At 74.8% G+C, this 19,148-nt stretch carries 22 protein-coding genes; 17 read left to right on the top strand and 5 right to left on the bottom strand.

The window, feature by feature from the left end; all coding sequences use genetic code 11:
- Window positions 1–2: 2 nt before the first annotated feature.
- Complete coding sequence (locus KPL60_RS23115) at window positions 3–707, bottom strand: helix-turn-helix transcriptional regulator (protein ID WP_226367175.1); 705 nt, start codon at window positions 705–707, stop codon at window positions 3–5.
- Window positions 708–1,179: 472 nt separating this feature from the next.
- Here KPL60_RS23115 and dapE point away from each other — a divergent pair, with 472 nt between their 5' ends.
- From dapE to KPL60_RS23075, 8 genes are all read left to right on the top strand, one after another.
- Window positions 1,180–2,253, top strand: a complete 1,074-nt coding sequence (gene dapE / locus KPL60_RS23110) for a succinyl-diaminopimelate desuccinylase (RefSeq protein WP_226367287.1) — start codon at window positions 1,180–1,182, stop codon at window positions 2,251–2,253.
- A 103-nt stretch (window positions 2,254–2,356) separates the two neighbouring features.
- Window positions 2,357–3,139, top strand: a complete 783-nt coding sequence (locus KPL60_RS23105) for a TIGR00730 family Rossman fold protein (RefSeq protein ID WP_226355302.1) — start codon at window positions 2,357–2,359, stop codon at window positions 3,137–3,139.
- Window positions 3,139–3,735 (top strand): TIGR00730 family Rossman fold protein, encoded by a 597-nt coding sequence (locus tag KPL60_RS23100; RefSeq protein ID WP_226355303.1) that lies wholly within the window; start codon window positions 3,139–3,141, stop codon window positions 3,733–3,735. The genes KPL60_RS23105 and KPL60_RS23100 overlap by 1 nt, the downstream gene beginning before the upstream one ends.
- A 4-nt stretch (window positions 3,736–3,739) precedes the next feature.
- Window positions 3,740–4,741: a glucosyl-3-phosphoglycerate synthase gene (locus tag KPL60_RS23095; protein WP_226367174.1), complete on the top strand. Its 1,002-nt coding sequence runs from the start codon at window positions 3,740–3,742 to the stop codon at window positions 4,739–4,741.
- 35 nt (window positions 4,742–4,776) lie between these two features.
- The gene (locus KPL60_RS23090) at window positions 4,777–5,139 is read left to right on the top strand and encodes a DivIVA domain-containing protein (RefSeq protein ID WP_226367173.1); all 363 of its coding nucleotides are present in this window, start codon (window positions 4,777–4,779) and stop codon (window positions 5,137–5,139) included.
- Window positions 5,114–5,701: an SRPBCC family protein gene (locus KPL60_RS23085; RefSeq protein WP_308016813.1), complete on the top strand. Its 588-nt coding sequence runs from the start codon at window positions 5,114–5,116 to the stop codon at window positions 5,699–5,701. Before KPL60_RS23090 ends, KPL60_RS23085 begins: the two co-directional genes overlap by 26 nt.
- Complete coding sequence (locus KPL60_RS23080; RefSeq protein ID WP_226367172.1) at window positions 5,698–6,324, top strand: DNA-3-methyladenine glycosylase I; 627 nt, start codon at window positions 5,698–5,700, stop codon at window positions 6,322–6,324. The genes KPL60_RS23085 and KPL60_RS23080 overlap by 4 nt, the downstream gene beginning before the upstream one ends.
- Window positions 6,325–6,495: 171 nt before the next feature.
- Window positions 6,496–6,663, top strand: a complete 168-nt coding sequence (locus KPL60_RS23075) for a DUF3117 domain-containing protein (protein ID WP_010241564.1) — start codon at window positions 6,496–6,498, stop codon at window positions 6,661–6,663.
- An 82-nt stretch (window positions 6,664–6,745) separates the two neighbouring features.
- On the opposite strand, the gene glgA is transcribed toward KPL60_RS23075, so the two are convergent.
- Window positions 6,746–7,909 (bottom strand): glycogen synthase, encoded by a 1,164-nt coding sequence (gene glgA / locus KPL60_RS23070; RefSeq protein WP_226355307.1) that lies wholly within the window; start codon window positions 7,907–7,909, stop codon window positions 6,746–6,748.
- A gap of 137 nt (window positions 7,910–8,046) precedes the next feature.
- On the opposite strand from glgA, the gene glgC reads away from it, so the two are divergent.
- Window positions 8,047–9,282 (top strand): glucose-1-phosphate adenylyltransferase, encoded by a 1,236-nt coding sequence (gene glgC / locus KPL60_RS23065; RefSeq protein ID WP_208819300.1) that lies wholly within the window; start codon window positions 8,047–8,049, stop codon window positions 9,280–9,282.
- Between the two features lie 21 nt (window positions 9,283–9,303).
- Here glgC and KPL60_RS23060 read toward each other — a convergent pair whose 3' ends face one another.
- Window positions 9,304–9,936: an O-methyltransferase gene (locus KPL60_RS23060; RefSeq protein WP_226355308.1), complete on the bottom strand. Its 633-nt coding sequence runs from the start codon at window positions 9,934–9,936 to the stop codon at window positions 9,304–9,306.
- 165 nt (window positions 9,937–10,101) lie between these two features.
- On the opposite strand from KPL60_RS23060, the gene sigE reads away from it, so the two are divergent.
- From sigE to tatB, 4 genes are all read left to right on the top strand, one after another.
- Window positions 10,102–10,743 (top strand): RNA polymerase sigma factor SigE, encoded by a 642-nt coding sequence (gene sigE / locus KPL60_RS23055; protein ID WP_062400471.1) that lies wholly within the window; start codon window positions 10,102–10,104, stop codon window positions 10,741–10,743.
- A complete protein-coding gene (locus KPL60_RS23050; protein WP_226355309.1) occupies window positions 10,740–11,390 on the top strand; it encodes an anti-sigma factor in 651 nt (216 codons plus the stop codon). Before sigE ends, KPL60_RS23050 begins: the two co-directional genes overlap by 4 nt.
- Window positions 11,391–11,509: 119 nt before the next feature.
- Window positions 11,510–13,087 (top strand): S1C family serine protease, encoded by a 1,578-nt coding sequence (locus tag KPL60_RS23045; RefSeq protein ID WP_226367171.1) that lies wholly within the window; start codon window positions 11,510–11,512, stop codon window positions 13,085–13,087.
- Between the two features lie 18 nt (window positions 13,088–13,105).
- Window positions 13,106–13,549: a Sec-independent protein translocase protein TatB gene (gene tatB / locus KPL60_RS23040; protein ID WP_226367170.1), complete on the top strand. Its 444-nt coding sequence runs from the start codon at window positions 13,106–13,108 to the stop codon at window positions 13,547–13,549.
- Between the two features lie 75 nt (window positions 13,550–13,624).
- Here tatB and KPL60_RS23035 read toward each other — a convergent pair whose 3' ends face one another.
- On the bottom strand, window positions 13,625–15,028 hold the full coding sequence (locus KPL60_RS23035) for an amidase (protein WP_226367169.1): 1,404 nt from the start codon (window positions 15,026–15,028) through the stop codon (window positions 13,625–13,627).
- A 5-nt stretch (window positions 15,029–15,033) separates the two neighbouring features.
- Entirely contained in the window at window positions 15,034–16,020 is a 987-nt protein-coding gene (locus tag KPL60_RS23030) for a D-2-hydroxyacid dehydrogenase (RefSeq protein ID WP_226367168.1), read from the bottom strand.
- A gap of 96 nt (window positions 16,021–16,116) precedes the next feature.
- On the opposite strand from KPL60_RS23030, the gene KPL60_RS23025 reads away from it, so the two are divergent.
- The 4 genes from KPL60_RS23025 to KPL60_RS23010 all read left to right on the top strand — a co-directional run bounded on the left by KPL60_RS23025 (window position 16,117) and on the right by KPL60_RS23010 (window position 19,057).
- Complete coding sequence (locus KPL60_RS23025) at window positions 16,117–16,614, top strand: DUF3830 family protein (protein ID WP_226367167.1); 498 nt, start codon at window positions 16,117–16,119, stop codon at window positions 16,612–16,614.
- Between the two features lie 40 nt (window positions 16,615–16,654).
- On the top strand, window positions 16,655–17,383 hold the full coding sequence (locus KPL60_RS23020; protein WP_226367166.1) for a maleate cis-trans isomerase: 729 nt from the start codon (window positions 16,655–16,657) through the stop codon (window positions 17,381–17,383).
- 9 nt (window positions 17,384–17,392) lie between these two features.
- On the top strand, window positions 17,393–18,064 hold the full coding sequence (locus tag KPL60_RS23015) for a GntR family transcriptional regulator (RefSeq protein WP_255656450.1): 672 nt from the start codon (window positions 17,393–17,395) through the stop codon (window positions 18,062–18,064).
- A 63-nt stretch (window positions 18,065–18,127) separates the two neighbouring features.
- The gene (locus KPL60_RS23010) at window positions 18,128–19,057 is read left to right on the top strand and encodes an AEC family transporter (RefSeq protein ID WP_226367165.1); all 930 of its coding nucleotides are present in this window, start codon (window positions 18,128–18,130) and stop codon (window positions 19,055–19,057) included.
- The last annotated feature ends 91 nt before the right edge of the window (window positions 19,058–19,148 follow it).

The following is a 19,148-nucleotide window of genomic DNA, read 5'->3' as shown; positions in this document are numbered from 1 at the left end:
ACCTACCGTCCCGCCGTCGCCCACGGCGCGCCGCGGTGGGTGCGCCGGGACACGTCCTCATGATCGGCTGCCCGTACCGAGAGCAGCAGGGCCGCAGCCTGCAGATAGCGGAGCACCGCGGTCGGCGCGAACGGCGGCGGTAGTGGGTCGGGCAGCCGACCACACGCCCGGCACCGGGCCTGCATCAGCATCCAGTGCTCGATGGTCGGCGGTGGTGGCACGGTGCGGAACTGCGCGACCCGCACCTCCCACACGCTGCGCCGACGCATCGCGTCGCGCAGCGGCCGATCCCGGTGGAACGTCTCCGGCGGTCGGGCGCAGCCGTACCGGTCGCCCCACCACTCGCCGGGCAGCGGGTCGAGGATCACGTCCAGATGCGACGGGAACCTGCGCCCCGCCCCGTCCCGCAGCTCACCCGGCGGGTCCTCCATCGGCGGCACCCGCCGGTTCTCCGCGTCGACGACGACCAGCCGCAGCCCCGCGACCGACAGGATCGCGGCCAGCGTGTCCAGCGCCGGCGCGAGCGACCGGCTCTCGATCCGGGCGATCGTCGAGGGCGCCAGCCCCGTCCGTTCCGCGAGCTCCCGCTGCGACAGGTCCGCGCTGCGCCGCACCCGCCGGACCAGGCCGGACAGATCCGGGACGACGACGTCGACAGGCGCCGGCGGCGGCTCCGCGGGCAACCGGTCGCCCTCGATGATGTCCATGCACCGACCCTGCGTCCGCGAGCCCGGAATGCACCGGTGACCTGCGAACCTGTGGACAACTCGCACACTTGTGGACACCCGGGCCGTCGCCGGTGCCGGTGATGATCGAGACGGCGGGCCCGCGGCCCGAGCGGCCGTCCGGGAGGTGGCCGTCCGTGCGTCGCTTTGCTCTGCTCACCGATACGCAGCGGGGAGGCCCGGGGACGCCCCCAGGAGGCGAACGGAGCCCGTTCAGGCCCCGACCCTGCCCGGTTCCGGGGCCGACGGGAGGGGCGTGAGAAGTGCCTGTGGGCCCGTGCTGCGTATCGGTGAGCAGAGCAAAGCGACGACCAAGGAGCCACCCCCGGCGCCGCGGCACCGGGCCGGGACGTCGATCCGGCGCCACGGGGCGGTCCGGGGTGCCCGGGGACGGCCGGGTCGCGGGGGAGGGGCGCCCGGGCGGGTCGGTAGCGTCGGGCCGGTGACGACGACGCTGCCCGCGCTGGACCTCACGTCCGACCCGGTGACCCTGACCGCCGCGATGGTCGACATCGCCAGTGTGTCCGGGGACGAGCAGCGCCTCGCCGACGCGCTCGAGGCCGCGCTGCGGACCCAGGCACCGCACCTGGAGGTGCTGCGGTCCGGTGACGCGGTGCTCGCGCGCACCGATCTGGGGCGTCCGCATCGCGTGCTGCTGGCCGGGCACATCGACACCGTGCCGATCGCGGACAACGTGCCGTCGCGCCGCGCCGACGGGATCGTGCACGGCTGCGGCACCTCGGACATGAAGTCCGGCGACGCCGTCTTCGCGCACCTCGCGGCCACGCTGGCCGAGCCGCGCCACGACCTCACCCTGGTCTTCTACGACTGCGAGGAGATCGAGGCGGAGCGCAACGGGCTCGGCCGCATCGAGCGCGAGCACCGGGATTGGCTCGACGCCGACCTCGCGATCCTCGGCGAGCCCACCGACGGCACCCTCGAGGCCGGCTGCCAGGGCACCCTCCGCGTCGAGCTGCGGACCTCGGGACGACGCTCGCACTCGGCGCGGTCGTGGCTGGGGGACAACGCGATCCACCGGGCCGGGGAGATCCTGTCGCGGCTGGCGGCGTACCGGCCGCGGTGGGTGGACATCGACGGCTGCGAGTACCGCGAGGGTCTGCAGGCCGTGCGGATCGGCGGCGGGGTCGCGGGCAACGTCGTCCCCGACGAGTGCGTCGTCACCGTGAACTTCCGGTTCGCCCCGGACCGGTCCGCCGAGCAGGCCGTCGAGCACGTCCGGGAGGTGTTCGACGGGTTCCCGCTCGTCGTCACCGACCTCTCGCCGGGTGCGCTGCCGGGCCTGTCCGCGCCAGCGGCCGCGGAGTTCGTCGCCGCGACCGGGGCCGTGCCGCGGGCGAAGTACGGCTGGACCGACGTCTCCCGCTTCGCCGCGCTGGGTATCCCGGCGGTCAACTACGGGCCCGGCGACCCGAACCTCGCCCACACCCGCGAGGAGCACGTCGCCGAGGACGCGATCACCGCCTGCACCGCGGTGCTGCGCCGCTACCTCGCGGGCCACCCCGCCTGACCGGAGCCGGCCGGCCGGGCCCGCGCCGACGACAGCGCCGACGACAGCGCCGACGACCCCACCGGCGGGGCCGGGTCGTCGCCGCCCGAATACCGTGATCGCCATGGCCGACGAGAACGCCGATCCCCGGACGCTGCACGAGAAGCAGCCCGAGAAGCAGCGTGGCCCGGTGGTGCTGCGCGGCGAACGCAGCATCGAGCCGACCACCACCGACCAGCGGCTGCTCGACTCGCGTGGCCCGGCCGACTGGGTGCACACCGACCCGTGGCGGGTGCTGCGGATCCAGGCCGAGTTCGTCGAGGGGTTCGGGATGCTCGCCGAGCTCCCGCGCGCGGCGACCGTGTTCGGCTCGGCCCGCACGCAGGGCGGCTCCCCGGAGTACGAGCTGGGCCGCGAGCTCGGGGCGCGGCTCGCCGGAGCCGGGTTCGCCGTGATCACCGGGGGCGGCCCGGGCGCGATGGAGGCCGCGAACCGCGGTGCCTCCGAGGCGGGCGGGCTCTCGGTCGGGCTCGGCATCGAGCTGCCGTTCGAGCAGGGCCTGAACCCGTGGGTCGACCTCGGGATCAACTTCCGCTACTTCTTCGCCCGCAAGACGATGTTCGTGAAGTACTCGCAGGCGTTCGTCTGCCTGCCCGGCGGGTTCGGCACGCTCGACGAGCTGTTCGAGGCGCTCGTCCTGGTGCAGACCAAGAAGGTCACCAAGTTCCCGGTCGTCCTGCTCGGCAGCGACTACTGGGGCGGCCTCTACGACTGGATCGCCAAGACCGTCCTCGCCGACGGCAAGATCGGCGAGAAGGACCTCGACCTGCTGCACGTCACCGACGACATCGACGACGCCGTCGACGTGGTCAACGAGGCCTACCACGCCTGGGAGGAGACGCACTGATGGCCGGTCCGGAGCCCGGGTTCGCCGTCTGCGTCTACTGCGCCAGCTCCGACGGCGTCGCCCCGCACTACCTCGACCTCGCCCGGGAGGTCGGCCGTGCGGTCGCCGCCCGCGGCTGGACGCTGGTGTCCGGCGGGGGCCGCAAGTCGATGATGGGTGCGGTCGCGGCCGGCGCCCGGGACGCCGGCGGCCGCACCGTCGGGGTCATCCCGCGGTCCATGGTCGAGCGCGAGTGGGCCGACCACGACAGCGACGAGCTGCTCGTCGTCGAGAGCATGCGCGAGCGCAAGCAGCAGATGGAGGACCGCGCCGACGCGTTCCTCGCGCTGCCCGGCGGCATCGGGACCTGCGAGGAGCTGTTCGAGGTCTGGACGGCCGGGTCGCTCGGCCTGCACGGCAAGCCGGTCGTGCTGCTCGACCCCGACGGCCACTGGGACGGCCTCGTCGACTGGGTCGCCGGCCTCGCCGACCGCGGGTTCGCCTCGCGGGCCCCGATCGAGCGGCTGCGCCAGGTCCGCGGCGACGACTCCGCTCCGGCCGACCCCGCCGGGCTGGCCGGCGCGGCGCTCGACGAGTGCGCCCGTCCGCTCACCTGAGCCCGTGACCCTCTCCGCCCGGCTCGCCGCCCGCAAGGACGGCCGTCGCATCGCCGTCGTCCTGCCCGCCCTGGACGAGGAGGCGACGGTCGGTCCGCTCGTCGCGGGGCTGACCCGGCTGTGCGAGGGCCCGTCCCCGCTGGTCGACGACCTCGTCGTCCTCGACTCCGGGAGCACCGACCGCACCGCGGAGTGCGCCGCCGCGGCCGGGGCACGGGTGCTCGGCCGCGAGCGGGCGGTGCCCGGCGTCCCGGTGCTGCCGGGCAAGGGTGAGGCGATGTGGCGCGCCGTCGTCGCCCTGGGGAACGGGCCGCGCCCGGCCGACCTGGTCTGCTTCGTCGACGCCGACCTCGTCGACCCGCACCCCGAGCTCGTCGAACGGCTCCTCGCGCCGCTGCTCACCCGGCCCGGGACCGCGCTGGTCAAGGGCTACCACCGGCGCCCGCTCACCGGCCCCGGTGGTGCCGGCGGCCCCGACGACGCGAGCGGGCACGAGGGCGGCCGCGTCACCGAGCTGCTCGCCCGCCCCCTGCTCGCCGCGCTCCGCCCCGGGCTGCGGCACGTCCGCCAGCCCATCGGGGGTGAGTACGCCGCCACCCGCGAGCTGCTCGACCGGCTCCCGTTCGCGACCGGCTACGGCGTCGACATCGGCCTGCTGCTCGACACCGACGCCGACACCGTCGTCGGCGGGACCGCGGCCATCGCGCAGGCCGACCTCGGCGTGCGCCGGCACCGCAACCGCCCGCTGCACGAGCTCGGCCGCACCTCCCGCGAGGTCCTCGCCACGGCCCTGGCCCGCTGCGGGGTCGAGGACTCCGGCGCCGGGCTCACCGCGTTCCTCCCCGACGACGTCCTCCCCGGCCACGTCCGCACCGGGCACGGCGCGGAGACGGGATGGCGCACCGAGACCCGTCCGTTGCGCCAGGTGGACCGGCCCCCACCAGGCCGGGTGCGCGACGGAGGGTCCGCCGAGCCGGTGGTCGCACCCGCCGCCCGCGTGGGGTGAGACCCGTCGTCGGACCGGCGTGATGAGATGGCGGCATGGGGACCGCCCTCGCGTACGTGCTCGTCCTGGCCGGCGTCGCCGCGCTGGTCTTCGTGTTGGCGGCCGCGGTCTTCGGCCGCGGGGAGGAACTCGCCCCGCTCGCCCCGGACGCGACACCCACCCGGCTGCCCGCCCGCGATGTCTCCGGAACCGACGTCCGTGACCTGCGTTTCCAGCAGGTGCTGCGCGGATACCGGATGGCTGAGGTGGACTGGGCACTCGACCGGCTGGCCGGCGAGCTGGACCGGGTCCGGACCGACCGGCACGAGCTGGCCGACCGGGTGGCCCGGTTGGAGGCGACGATCGCGCGGATGCGCGCCGAGGAGGACCCGGGTGACGAGCAACGACGGCAGTGGTGACGGCGGTACCGCAGGCAGGAGCGGCGACGGCCGCGACGGCGGGGTCGGCGACCGCACCCCGGGCGTGCGGCCGGTCGGTGGCGGCCGGGTGGAGCTGACGGTCCCGGTCGACGTCAACGTGCCCGCCGACGTCCTGTGGGAGGTCGTCTCCGACCTCGAGGGCCAGTCGGACTGGATGCTCGGCACGACCGTCGAGATCACCGCGGGCGACGGCCGCTCGGTCGGCACCGAGCTGCGCGCGGTCACCGGGGTCGGGCCGCTCGGCGTCGCCGACACGATGAGGGTCACCGAGTGGACCGAACCGCCCGCCGGTGCGACGGGGGAGCGGCGGATCGTCGTCACCCACACCGGCACCGTGATCCGCGGCGACGGCGTGTTCGCCGTCGTCGGACTGGGCCCGGCGCGGTCGCGGTTCCTGTGGACCGAGCTGCTCGACCTGCCGCTCGGTGCGCTCGGCCGGTTCGGCTGGCCGCTGGTGCGCCCCGCGTTCCGGGCCGGGGTCGCGCACTCGCTGCGCGGGATGGCCGAGCGGACCGAGGACCGCTACCGGGCCGGCCGGTGACATCGCCCGATCCCGCGGCCCACGACGACCGCCCCCGCTGCGACTGGGCGCTCTCGGCACCGGACTACGTCGCCTACCACGACGACGAGTGGGGCCGCCCCGTCCACGGCACCGCGGCCTGGTTCGAGCGCATGAGCCTGGAGGGGTTCCAGTCCGGCCTGTCCTGGATCGTCGTGCTGCGCAAGCGTCCGGCGTTCCGCGAGGTCTTCGCCGGCTTCGACCCGGACACGGTCGCCCGCTTCGGCGACGACGACGTGACCCGCCTCCTCGGCGACGCCCGGATCGTGCGCAACCGGATGAAGATCGAGGCCACGATCTCCAACGCCCGCGCCGTGCTCGACCTCCTCGACGCCGGTGACGACCTCGGTGCGTTCCTCGCCTCCTACGCGCCCGACCCGGCCGACCACCCGCGCCCGGCACGGCTGTCCGACGTCCCCGGCTCCACGCCCGCGTCGACGGCGCTGTCCATGGCGCTCAAGAAGCGCGGCTTCCGGTTCGTCGGTCCCACCACCTGCTATGCGCTCATGCAGGCGACCGGTCTGGTCGACGACCACGTCGCGTACTGCTGGCGTGCCGGGGCCGCCCCGGAGGACCCGCGGGGGACCGGACCGGGGTCGCCGTAGCGTCGCCGGGCCGTTGCGCTGCGTGAACGCCGCGGGTATCGCTGCCGAGCCGTGATCGCCTCGGTTGCACCTCGACGCCGGTGATGGGGGACAATGTGGTCCCACGGTCGGCGCGTGCCCCGAGCGCGCACCGGGGAACGACAGTTGTGGATGTTGACGGAGGACGGACGAATGGCCGCGATGAAGCCCCGCACCGGCGACGGGCCCATGGAAGTCACCAAGGAGGGCCGGGGCATCGTGATGCGCGTCCCGCTCGAGGGTGGCGGGCGTCTCGTCGTCGAGATGACCCCGGACGAGGCCACCGACCTCAGTGAGGCGCTGAAGTCGACCGTCGGCTGACGGCCGACCGAACGGACACGACACGGCGGGGCCGGGGAACCGGTCCCGCCGTCGTCGTACCCGGGGGGCCCGGCGACGGGCCTCAGGTCACCGACTCGTAGATCTCCAGCGTCCGCCGGGCCATCTCGGCCCAGGCGAACTCGGCGACCGCGCGCTCCCGGCCCCGCTCGCCCATCGTCGCGGCCCGCCGCGGGTCCGCGACCAGTGCGTTGACCCCCTCCGCCAGCGCCGCCTCGAACGCGGCGGTGTCGGCCGGGTCGTAGTGCGCGAGCAGGCCGGTCACGCCGTCGTCGACGACCTCCGGGATCCCGCCGACGTCGGAGGCGACCACGGCCGTGCCGCAGGCCATCGCCTCCAGGTTCACGATGCCCAGCGGCTCGTAGACCGACGGGCACACGAACACCGTCGCCGCCGACAGCAGCTGGCGGACCTCGGCGGTGGCGAGCATCCGCTGGATCCACACGACGCCGTCGCGCGAGGCGGACAGCTCCGCCACCGCCCGCTCGGTCTCGGCCGCGATCTCCTTCGTGTCCGGGGCGCCCGCACACAGCACGACCTGCGCCGACGGGTCGAACCGGTGCGCCGCCGCGACCAGGTGCCCGAGGCCCTTCTGCCGGGTGATCCGGCCGACGAACACCACGAGCGGCCGGTCCGGGTCGACGCCGTGGGCGAGCAGCGCGTCGCGCGCCGGGTCGGGCGCGTAGAACTGCGTGTCGATGCCGTTGTGCACCACGTGCACCAGGTCCGGGTCGATCGCCGGGTAGGCGTTCAGCACGTCGCGGCGCATGCCGTGGGAGACCGCGATGACGGCGTCCGCCGCCTCGTAGGCGGTCCGCTCCACCCACGACGACAGCCGGTACCCGCCGCCGAGCTGCTCGGCCTTCCACGGCCGCAGCGGCTCCAGCGAGTGCGCGGTCACCACGTGCGGGCGTCCGTGCAGCAGGCCGCCGATGTGGCCCGCCATGTTGGCGTACCAGGTGTGGGAGTGCAGCACGTCACAGCGCTCCAGCTCGGCGGCCATCGACAGGTCCACCCCGAGCGTGGTCAGCGCGGCGTTCGCCCCGTCCGGCAGCGGCGGCGCGGAGTGCGCGCGGGCGTCGGCCGGTGTGTCGCTGCCCGGTTCGGCGAAGCAGTGCACGTCGACGTCGACGAGCTCCCGTAGGGCGGGGACGAGATGTCCCACGTGGACTCCGGCGCCGCCGTAGACGGCGGGCGGGTATTCACGGGTGAGAAGGCCGACGCGCACGGGCCGGGACGCTACCGGGGCGGGCGGACGCGGCGCGAGGAGTCCGCCGGGCGGTCGCTGCGTCCGATCCGGTCCGACCCTGCCCGGCGGGGCCGGACGTATGGCCCCGCCACCGGGCGCCCACTAGTGTTCACGCCATGCGACCGACCGCGTCCGGACGTCTTCCCGGAAGGGTTCTCGGCATCGTGCTGGCCGGTGGCGAGGGGAAGCGGCTCTGGCCGCTCACCGCGGACCGTGCCAAGCCCGCCGTCCCGTTCGGTGGCAACTACCGGCTCATCGACTTCGTGCTGTCCAACCTCGTGAACTGCGGGATGGACCGGCTGTGCGTGCTGACCCAGTACAAGTCGCACTCGCTGGACCGGCACATCTCGACGACGTGGCGGCTGTCGTCGGTGCTCGACCAGTACATCACCACCGTCCCGGCCCAGCAGCGGCTCGGCAGGCGCTGGTACACCGGCTCGGCGGACGCGATCTTCCAGAGCCTCAACCTGGTCTACGACGACCAGCCCGAGTACATCGCCGTGTTCGGCGCCGACCACGTCTACCGGATGGACCCGGCGCAGATGATCGCCCAGCACGCCGAGTCCGGCGCGGGCGTCACCGTCGCGGGGATCCGGGTGCCGCGGGCCGAGGCGAAGGCGTTCGGCTGCATCGCCTCCGACGAGACCGGCCGCATCACCGAGTTCCTCGAGAAGCCGTCCGACCCGCCGCACGTGCCGGACGACCCCGAGGTGACCTTCGCCTCGATGGGCAACTACGTGTTCACCACCGAGGCCCTGCTCGACGCGCTGAAGGCCGACGCGGCGAACGCCGACTCCGACCACGACATGGGCGGGGACATCATCCCGGCGCTGGTCGCCAAGGGTGACGCGCACGTCTACGACTTCGCCGACAACGTCGTCCCCGGCGCCACCGAGCGCGACGCCGGCTACTGGCGCGACGTCGGGACCATCGACGCCTACTACGACGCGCACACCGACCTCGTCTCGGTGCACCCGATCTTCAACCTCTACAACCAGCGCTGGCCGATCCGCACCGCGGTGCCCGCGCTGCCGCCGGCGAAGTTCGTCGAGGGCGGCATCGCGCAGGACTCGATCGTCGGCGCGGGCACGATCATCTCCGGGGCGATCGTGCGCCGGTCGGTGATCAGCCCGAACGTGTCGGTGTCGGGCGGCGCGGAGGTTTCGGACTCGGTCGTGCTGCCGGGTGCCCGGATCGGCCGGGGCGCGGTGGTGCGGCGGGCGATCCTCGACAAGAACGTCGTCGTCCCCGACGGCGCACTGATCGGCGTCGACCTGAACCTGGACCGCAGCCGCTACACCGTCTCCAACGGCGGCGTCGTCGTCCTGGGCAAGGGCGTCACCGCGCAGTAGCGCTCACCCGGGGTGCCGAGGTCACCTGCGGACGGCGCAGAGCATCCCGTCCGCGACCGGCAGCAGCGCCGACAGCAGGCGCTCGTCGTCGCGGACCAGGGCGGCGGTCTCGCGCAGCGCGGCCGTGCCCGGGCCGTGCGCGGCACCGGGCTCGGCGACCCGGCCGCCGTCGAGCACACCCTCCAGCACCAGCACCCCGCCGGGGCGCAGCAGCCGGATCGCCTCGGCCAGGTAGCCGGGGTACTCGGCGGGGACGGCGTCGGCGACGACGAGGTCGTAGCCGCCGTCGGTCAGCCGCGGCAGCACCTCCAGCGCCATCCCGTTGATCAGCCGCGCGCGCCCGGGCCCGTACCCGGCGGCGAGGAAGGTGCGCCGGGCCGAGCGCTGCAGCTCCGGGTCGACGTCGATGGTGGTCAGCGTCCCGTCGCCGGCCATGCCGCGCAGCAGGTACAGCCCGCTCACCCCGGCCCCGGTCCCGATCTCGACGACGGCCCGCGCGGAGATCGTCGCGGCCAGCACCGACAGCGCCGCCCCGCCCGCCGCGGAGATGGGGTGCGCGCCCGCCGCCGTGCCCAGTGCGCGGGCCTCGCCGCACGCGTCGTCCTCGGCGAGGTAGCCCTCGGCGTACGCGGCCGCCCCCGCGGGTGTGCTCATGGAACAAGATTATCGCCGGAGCCCCGCGGGACGATTTCACAGACTTCTCTCAGACGGGTTTCACATCCTCCTCATGGGTGGCGGGCAGTCTGTGCTGCAACGAACGAAGTCTCGCGGCCGATCGACACCACGACACGGTCGCGACCCACGGAGGTGCCCGCCCCGATGTCCGCCCCTCGCGCAACCGACGACGCCCCGTTCCGGGACGCCGCCGCCGGTACCCGCCCCGGTGAGGGTGCCGACTGGACCCCGCCCACCTGGGACGAGGTCGTCCGGGAGCACGCCGACCGCGTCTACCGCCTCGCCTACCGCCTGTCCGGCAACCAGCACGACGCCGAGGACCTCACCCAGGAGACCTTCATCCGGGTGTTCCGGTCCCTGGCGTCCTACAAGCCGGGCACCTTCGAGGGCTGGCTGCACCGCATCACCACGAACCTGTTCCTCGACATGGTCCGCCGCCGCGCCCGGCTGCGGATGGAGGGCCTGCCCGAGGACACCGACCGTCTCCCGGGCGGCGGCCCCGAGCCCGAGACCGTGTTCGCGATCAACCACCTCGACCCGCACCTGCAGGCCGCGCTGGACGAGCTGCCCCCGGACTTCCGGGTCGCCGTCGTCCTGTGCGACGTCGAGGGCCTGTCCTACGAGGAGATCGGCGCCACCCTCGGGGTGAAGCTCGGCACCGTCCGCAGCCGCATCCACCGGGGCCGGACCGCGCTGCGGGCGTCGCTGGAGCGGCACCGTGCGGCCGCGGCGGAGGAGCAGGCGGTGGCATCCGACCGCGGTCCGGTGGCAGAGTTGGTTCCGTGACCGAGCGACGGCGTTTCCAGGTCGTCCCCCCGGACTGGGGGACGACCCACCTGACGCTCGAGGCGGTCGTCGCCTTCGTGGACGACGAGCTGGCCGCCGGTCCGCACGACCGCGCCACCCGCCACCTCGAGCGCTGCCCCGACTGCGCGGTGGAGGTCGCCGAGCAGCGGCGGGCCCGCACCGCACTGCGCGGTGCCGACGCCCCCACGCTGCCGCCGTCACTGATGTCGACGCTGCGCGCGATCCCGCAGGACACCGAGCTGCCCCCGCCGCCGGCGGGCCTGTCGCTCACCCCGGACGGCCAGCTCGTGTCGGTGCTGCGCCCGGCGCCGGTCGAGGGCGACCACGGCCGTCGCGCCAGCCGGTCGCGACGGGTGCGTCTGGGCACCGGCGCCGCCGTGTCCGGGCTGGCGCTCGGCGCGCTCGCGTTCGGTCTGCCCGCCGCCACGACCGGCACCCCGACCGGGCCGACCGTGCCCGGCCCGGGTGCCGCGGCCGTCGCCCGGTTCGCGGCCACCCCGGTGCCCGCCTCGTCGCGGCGGACGGCCCTCCCGGCCGCCACCACGGTGGGCTCGACCGGGGCGCCGCTGTCGCCGACGACCTCGGCCACGCCGACCGGTGACGCCGACATCTCCCCGACGCCCTGACGCGTCACCGATACACCGACTTCACCGCCCGCCGGGCAGGCTGTGCGGGTGTACTGGGTGGACGCCGTGCCGGCTGATCGATCGTCGGGAGCAGTCTCCCCGGGCTCCGGGGTGACCCGGTGAGCGACGACCGCGGCGCCCGCCCGGACGGCGCGGCCGACCCGGAGGCCCCCGGCTCCGCCCCGCCGCGGCTGCGCCCCCGCCCGCTGGACCGCCCCGCGACCGACCCCGGCGAACAGGCCGCGTTCGGCCGCCCGGACGGCGTCGGCAGCTCGTTCGCGCCGCCGTCGTCGCACCTCGGGTCGAACGGGTCGCTGCCGACGGTGCCCCCGCCGACCGCCGCGGTCGCCCGCGCATTCGGCCGCCCGGACCGTGCCCCGGACGGCGACCCCGCCGGTGGTCTGCAGCGTCCGCCCGGTGCCTCGGGCGACGCGCTGCGCGGGGGTGAGCAGAGCGCCGAGCAGGACCCGTTCTGGCCCGGCGGCTCGACCGGCGACCCGTGGCGCGACCCGGGCACGCCGGTCGTCGCCGCCCCACCCCCCGGCGACGGCGACGACCCCGGTGAGGGTCCCCGGCCCGACGGGCCCCGGCTCAGCGTCCGCGAGGTCCTGTTCGGCAAGCGGGTGCAGCCGCGCGCGCTGGCGCTGCTCGGCGTGCTCGCGCTCGTCGTCGGTGCGGCGGGCGGCCTGGTCGGGCACTGGACCGCCGCCGCGGCGGGCGCCCTGACCAGCCCCGGAGCGGTGCTGAGCGCGACCGAGCCCGCCCGGGAACGGCCGCCCGGCTCGGTGTCGGAGGTCGCCTCGCGGGTGCTGCCCGCGGTCGTCTCGCTGGAGGTGACCGTCGGCAACCAGGCGGGCAACGGCTCCGGCGTCGTGATCGACCCCGCGGGCTACGTGCTCACCAACGACCACGTCGTCGCGCCGGCGACCGGACCCGGCCAGGGCACCATCGAGGCCCTGTTCTCCGACGGCTCCCGCGTCCCGGCCACCGTGGTCGGCGCGGACCCGATGACCGACCTCGCGGTGGTCAAGGTGCCCGTCGCGAACCCGACGGTCGCCGCGATCGGCCGCTCCGGCGAGCTCGCCGTCGGCGACGCGGTGATCGCGATCGGGTCGCCGTTCGGCCTGGCGGGCACGGTGACGACGGGGATCGTGTCGGCCGTCGACCGCCCGGTGCGGCTCGACCCCGAGGGCAGTGCGGGCGACGCGGTGATCGACGCCGTGCAGACCGACGCCGCGATCAACCCCGGCAACTCCGGCGGCCCGCTGGTGGACGCGACCGGCGCCGTCGTCGGCATCAACACCGCGATCCGCAGCGCGGGCAGCGCCGAGTCCGGGGCCCAGGGCGGCTCGATCGGCCTGGGCTTCGCCATCCCGATCGACGACGCCCGCGCCATCGCCGAGGAGCTCATCCGCACCGGCCGCGTGGCGCACGCCGACCTCGGCGTCAACGCCCGCTCGGTCACCGACGGCGCCACCGACGGCGCCCAGGTGCAGAACGTCGTCGCCGGGGGACCGGCGGCCGCGGCCGGGATCGCCGACGGCGACGTCGTCGTCGACGTCGCCGGGCGCCCCATCGCCAGTGCCGACGAGCTCGTCGTCGCCGTCCGCGAACACGCCCCCGGCGAGCAGGTCCCGGTCGGTCTCATCCGTCAGGGACGACCGCTCACCGTGACCGTCACACTCGGGCAGCGCTGAGACCCGTACGCTGGCGCTGTGTTCGAGAACATCGGCATGCCGGAGATCCTCGTCCTGGTCGTGGCGGGGCTCTTCATCCTGGGCCCGGAACGGCTGCCCGAGGCCGCGGCCTGGGTCGGTCGCGCGGTCCGCCAGATCAAGGAGTTCGCGAGCGGCGCCCAGAACCACCTGAAGAAGGAGCTGGGCCCCGAGTTCGACCAGATCCAGCAGCCGCTCAACGACCTGCGCAGCCTGCGCTCGCTCAACCCGCGGACCGCGATCACCCGGAGCCTGTTCTCCGACGACGTCACCACCCCGCCGGTCAAGCCCAACGGGTTCGCCCCGGGCCCGGCCGGCAGCGCGGCCACCGCCGGCGCCGCCGCCCTGGGCGGGGCCGCGGCGAGCACCCCGCCCCCGGTCCGAGCGCCGCAGCCGCCGCTGGCCGCGGACGAACGTCCCCCGGTGGACCCGGACGCGACCTGATCCGGCCCCTCCTCCGTACGACGACGGTGCCGCACCCGGCTCGGGTGCGGCGCCGTCGTCGTGGGCGGGGCCGGGTCAGCCCAGCAGCGGCGGGCGGCGCAGGTGGTGCGTGGTCGCGCGCTGGTAGGCGTGCGCGGCGGCCAGCACCGTGGCGTCGGCGTGCCGCGGCCCGACGACCTGCAGCCCCACCGGCAGCCCGGCGGAGGTGAAGCCGCACGGCACCGACGTCGCGGGCTGCTGGGTCATGTTGAACGGGTAGGTGAACGGCGTCCACGACGTCCAGCGCGGGTCGTGCCAGCCCTCGGGGACCTCCCGGCCGCCCTCGAACGCGGTGATCGGCAGCGTCGGGGTGAGCAGCAGGTCGTACTCGGAGTGGAAGGCGCCCATCAGCGTCCCCAGCTCGTTGCGCACGGCCATCGCGCCCAGGTAGTCCAGCGCCGACACCCCGGCGCCCTGCTCGGCGATCTCCACCAGCGCCGGGTCCATGGCCTTCCTGGCCTCGGCGCCGATCGGCTCCAGGGACTTCGCGGCCGCGGCGAACCAGAGCGTGTGGAACGGCTCGATCGGGTCGGCGAAGCCGGGGTCGGCGTTCTCGACGGTCGCGCCGAGCTCACGGGCGAACACCGCGACCGCCTCGGCGACCAGCGCCGCCACCTCCGGGTCGACGTCGACGAACCCGAGGGTGGGGGAGAACGCGATCCGCAGGCCCTGCGCGCCCCCGGCGAGCCGCTCGACGGCGGACTCGCGGGGCACGTCGAACACCCACGGGTCGCGGGTGTCGGGCTGGGCGACGACGTCGTGGAGCAGCGCGGCGTCGTCGACGGTGCGGGTCATCGGGCCGACGTGGGCCAGCGTCCCGAACGCCGAGCCCGGGTAGTGCGCGATGCGGCCGTAGGTCGGCTTGTGCGCGACGGTGCCGGTGAACGCGGCCGGGATGCGGACCGAGCCGCCCGCGTCGGTGCCCAGCGACAGCGGGCCCATCCCCAGCCCGACCGCCGACGCCGAGCCACCGGACGAGCCGCCGGCCGTCCTCGTCGGGTCCCACGGGTTGGTCGTGACGCCGGTCAGCGGAGAGTCGGTCACGCCCTTCCACGCCAGCTCGGGCGTGGTGTTCTTCCCGATCAGCACCGCACCCGCGGCACGGACCCTGGCCACCGGCGGGCCGTCGACCTCGAACGGCCCGTCCGGTGAGGTCGTCGTCGAGCCGCGGCGGGTGGGCCACCCGATCGTCAGGAGCATGTCCTTGATCGAGGTGGGGACGCCGTCGAGCGGCCCGACCGGCTCCCCGGCCTGCCAGCGCGCCTCGGAGTCCTTCGCCTGCGACAGCGCCGAGTCGGCGTCGACCAGGCAGAACGCGTTCACCGCGCCGTCGTGCGCCTCGATCCGGTCCAGCGCGTCCCGGGTGGCCTGCACCGGCGAGATCTCGCCGCTGCGGTAGCCCGCCAGCAGCTCGGTCGCGCTGAGGTCTGCAGTCGTCACAGCAGTCACACCTTTCCTGCGGATGAGCTCACGTACCCGCGTTCGGGGTCCACGACGTTGCGCAGCTCCCGGCCGTCCCGGAAGCGCGCGAGGTTGTCGGCGAACAGCTCGACGAGCATGTCCTTCCAGCCGACGACGTCACCGGACATGTGCGGGGAGAGGAGCACGTGCTCCATCGCCCACAGTGGCGAGGTCGCGGGCAGCGGCTCGACCTCGAACACGTCCAGCGCGGCGCCGGCGAGCCGCCCGGTCGCGAGCGCGTCGGTCAGGTCGTCCTGCACGACGAGCGCGCCCCGGCCGACGTTGACGACCCGCGCCCGCTCGGGCAGCAGGGCGATCGTCCCGGCGTGCAGCATCCCGCGGGTCGCGTCGGTCAGCGGGGCGGCGAGCACCAGGTGGTCGGTGTCGGGCAGCAGGCCGGGCAGCTCGTCGAAGGCGTGCACGCCGTCGGCGGCGCGCCGGCCGACCAGCCGCACCCGCATCCCGACCGCGCCCAGCAGGTCGGCGACGGCGCGCCCGATCGGCCCGCTCCCGACGACCGTCGCGACCTTCCCGGCGACGGTCTCGGTCTCGCGGTGGCGCCAGGTCCGCTCCCGCTGCAGCGCGAGTGAGCGGGCGGTGTCCTTGGCGAACGCGATCACCGCGCCGAGCACGAACTCGGCGATCGGGCGGTCGAACACCCCGCGCGAGTTCGTCAGCGTCGCACCCGAGGCGAGCAGGGCGGGAAAGGCGACCCGGTCGACGCCGGCGCTGGCGGTGTGCACCCAGCGCAGCGCGGAGGTGTCGGTGGCGTCCCAGACGTCCTTGACGGCGTCGGAGGTGAAGTCCCAGGTGAGCAGCACGTCGCTGCCGGGCAGGACGGCGGCGAGCTCGCCGGCGTCGGCGGCGAAGCGGAGACGTGCGTCACCGGCGTGCCGCTCGAGGCCGGGCGGGGTCTCCCCGCCGTGCAGTACGGCGACGGTGATGAGGTCCTGACCAGCGGAAACCGGCAACGGGAGATCCTGTCGGTAGGGAGGTCGGGCGGCGTTGACACGCTAGGAAGCGCACCTACGATTGTCAACAATCCGCGTATCGGACAGGGGGATCGGATGACGAAGCTGATCAGGATCGAGCTCGCGAAGCGTGGCGTCGCGTGCACCGCGAGGCTGCTGGAGGCCGAGGCGCCGCGCACCGCCGCGGCGGTCTGGGAGGCGCTGGCGGACGGCCCGCAGGGTGGCGACGCGCAGCACGCCAGGTACGCCCGCAACGAGGTCTACACGATCGTCCCGCGGTTCGGCCCGCGGATCGGGCAGGAGAACCCGACGGTCACGCCCATCCCGGGCGACGTCTGCTACTTCGACTTCCACGGCGGGATGCTCGACAGCGCGTTCAAGGACGACCAGGGCATCGACGCCGCCGAGGGCGGGATCGACCTCGCGATCTTCTACGGGCGCAACAACCTGCTGCTCAACGGCGACGTCGGCTGGGTGCCGGGCAACGTGTTCGCCACCATCGTCGACGGGCTCGACGCGATGGCGACCGCCTGTCACGACGTGTGGCGCGCGGGCAGCGTGGGGGAGCGGCTCGTCTACTCGCGGGCGTCGTGACCCTTGCGGTGACCCCGGCCTCTGTAGGATTGTCGACAACATGAGCACGGTCGGATTCCTCTACCCGGGTTTCTCCGCCGAGGACGACTACCCGCGCGCCGAGAAGCTGCTGACCGACGGCAGCCGGCTCGCCCTCGTCCACACCGAGATGCCCGAGGACGCCCACCGCGAGGACGCGCTGCTCGCCATCGGCGGCGACGAGGTCCTCGCCGACGGCGCGCGCCGGGTCGCCGCGGAGGCGGGCCCGCTGGACGCGGTCGTCTGGGCCTGCACCTCGGGGTCGTTCATCTTCGGCCCCGAGGGCGCCGCCCGGCAGGTCGCGGCGCTGGAAAGGGTGTCGGGGGTGCCGACGTCGAGCACGTCGTTCGCCTTCGTCGACGCCTGCCGGCGGCTCGGGATCCGCTCGGTGGCGGTCGGGGCGACCTACCCGCCGGACGTCGCCGGCGCCTTCGTGCACTTCCTGACCCACCACGACATCTCCGTGCACACGCTGTCCGCCCGCGACATCATCACCGCCGCCGAGGTCGGGACGTTGCCGCCGGAGACCGTGCTGGAGTTCGCCGCCGCGGTGGCCTCGGACGCCCCTGGCGCCGACGCGGTGCTGCTGCCCGACACCGCGCTGCACACCGTGGACATGCTCGACGCGCTGGACGCACGCGTGGGCAGGCCGGTGCTGACCGCGAACCAGGTGAGCATCTGGCAGGGCCTGCGTCTGGCCGGGGCCGACGTCGACCGTCCCGGCCTGGGGACACTGTTCCGGAGAGGGTGAGTCGTGGGCCTGGACGTCTCGGAGCTCGAGCCGGTGAGCCGGCGCTCCACCGCGGAGATCGTCGCCGACCGGATCCGTGCGGCGATCATGCGAGGCACGTTCGCGCCGGGCACCCAGCTCGGCGAGGTGGACCTCGCGAACCGGCTGGGGGTGAGCCGCGGCCCGCTGCGCGAGGCGATGCAGCGCCTCGTCGCCGAGGGGCTGCTGCGCAGCGAACGCCACCGCGGCCTGTTCGTGCGCGAGCTCGGGCCCGACGACGTCCGTGACGTCTACCTGGCCCGCACCGCCGTCGAGCGGGCCGCGGCGCTCAAGGTGCTGGAGGGTGACCGGGCGGCCGCCGTCGTCGCGCTGGAGATCCCGCTCGGGGTGATGGCCGCCGCGGCCGATGCGGGCGACGCCGTGGCCCTCGCCGACGCCGACCACGACTTCCACGCCGCGCTCGTCGCCGCGTCGGGGAGCCCACGGCTGCGCCGGATGACCGAGGGTCTGCTCGTCGAGACCCGGATGTGTCTCGCCGCGTTCCAGCAGACCGCCCCGCCCGCCCGGGCGCTGCTCGCCGAGCACGAACGGCTGCGCGACGCCCTGCGCGACGGCCGCACCGAGCTGCTGCTCGACCGGCTGGCCGCCCACATGGACGACGCCGTCACCCGCATCCTCGCCGCGATGCCCGGGGCGGCCTGAGCGCCTGTGAACCGCACCGCCGGACACCCCGGGGACTAGTTCGCATACGTAACATGACGGCACGTGGTGGGCGTCCTCGAAGGTTTCCTGGTCATCGGCGTCGTCGTGGTCGTCGGGTACGTCCTCGGCCGCGGAGGCCTGCTCGGTGACCAGGGCTCGAAGGTCCTCGCACGCACCGCCTTCTTCGTCGCGACGCCCGCGCTGCTGTTCACGACGCTCAGCCGTTCGGACGTCGGCGCCGTCCTGTCCTCGGGGCTGGTCGTCACCGCGCTCACCAGCACCCTGGCCTGCCTGCTGTTCGTGCCGGTCGCGCTGCTGCGCCGCCGCCCGGCCGGCGAGGTCGTCGTCGGGTCGATGGCGTCCGGCTACGTCAACGCGGGCAACCTCGGCATCCCGATCGCGGCCTACGTGCTCGGCGACTCCGCCGCCGTCGCCCCGGTGCTGCTGTTCCAGCTCGCGATCCTGACCCCGCTGTTCACGACCCTGATGGACGTCCTCCCCGGCGACGGCCGCGGCGAGCGCCCCGGGTGGGTCCGGGTCGCACTCGCCCCGCTGCGCAACCCGATCGCGATCGCCACCGCCGCCGGGCTGACCGTCTCCGCGACGGGCGTCGTGCTGCCGGAGCCGGTGACCGCCCCGGTCGAGCTGCTCGCCGACCTCGCGGTGCCCGCCATGCTGCTCGCGTTCGGCATCTCCCTGCACGGCGCCCGCCGCCCCGGGACGGGGGAGACCGCGGGCTCGGTGTGGACCGCCGTGCTGATCAAGAACGTGCTGCACCCGCTGATCGCCTGGGCCTTCGCCGCGGGGGTGCTCGGCCTGACCGGCCCGGCGCTGCTCGCCGCTGTGGTGCTGGCCGCCCTGCCCACCGCGCAGAACGTCTTCGGCTACGCCGTGCGCTACGACCGCGCCGTCCCGCTGGCCCGCGACGTGGCGCTGGCCTCGACCGTCGTCGCCGTCCCGGTGTTGCTGGTGATCGCCGCCCTGCTGACCTGACCAGCGTTTTCCTCGTCGCGACGTCCGGCACGAGGGGGTCCTCCGCTCGTCCCTTTGCTCTGCTCACCGATACGCAGCACCGGCCCCACAC

The sequence above is a fragment of the Pseudonocardia sp. ICBG162 genome (assembly GCF_020496225.1).
GTDB classification, from domain to species: Bacteria; Actinomycetota; Actinomycetes; order Mycobacteriales; family Pseudonocardiaceae; genus Pseudonocardia; species Pseudonocardia alni.
The sequence above is the reverse complement of the archived record's forward strand: the minus strand, read 5'-3'. Positions and strand labels throughout refer to the sequence as shown.

Excerpts from the sequence above, each read along its gene's own strand:
- KPL60_RS23090 (WP_226367173.1), top strand. The coding sequence starts at position 4,777 with ATGGGGACCGCCCTCGCGTACGTGCTCGTCCTGGCCGGCGTCGCCGCG.
- KPL60_RS23100 (WP_226355303.1), top strand. The coding sequence starts at position 3,139 with ATGGCCGGTCCGGAGCCCGGGTTCGCCGTCTGCGTCTACTGCGCCAGC.
- KPL60_RS23025 (WP_226367167.1), top strand. The coding sequence starts at position 16,117 with ATGACGAAGCTGATCAGGATCGAGCTCGCGAAGCGTGGCGTCGCGTGC.
- KPL60_RS23115 (WP_226367175.1), bottom strand. The coding sequence starts at position 707 with ATGGACATCATCGAGGGCGACCGGTTGCCCGCGGAGCCGCCGCCGGCG.
- KPL60_RS23060 (WP_226355308.1), bottom strand. The coding sequence starts at position 9,936 with ATGAGCACACCCGCGGGGGCGGCCGCGTACGCCGAGGGCTACCTCGCC.
- KPL60_RS23020 (WP_226367166.1), top strand. The coding sequence starts at position 16,655 with ATGAGCACGGTCGGATTCCTCTACCCGGGTTTCTCCGCCGAGGACGAC.
- glgC (WP_208819300.1), top strand. The coding sequence starts at position 8,047 with ATGCGACCGACCGCGTCCGGACGTCTTCCCGGAAGGGTTCTCGGCATC.
- KPL60_RS23075 (WP_010241564.1), top strand. The coding sequence starts at position 6,496 with ATGGCCGCGATGAAGCCCCGCACCGGCGACGGGCCCATGGAAGTCACC.
- sigE (WP_062400471.1), top strand. The coding sequence starts at position 10,102 with ATGTCCGCCCCTCGCGCAACCGACGACGCCCCGTTCCGGGACGCCGCC.
- KPL60_RS23105 (WP_226355302.1), top strand. The coding sequence starts at position 2,357 with ATGGCCGACGAGAACGCCGATCCCCGGACGCTGCACGAGAAGCAGCCC.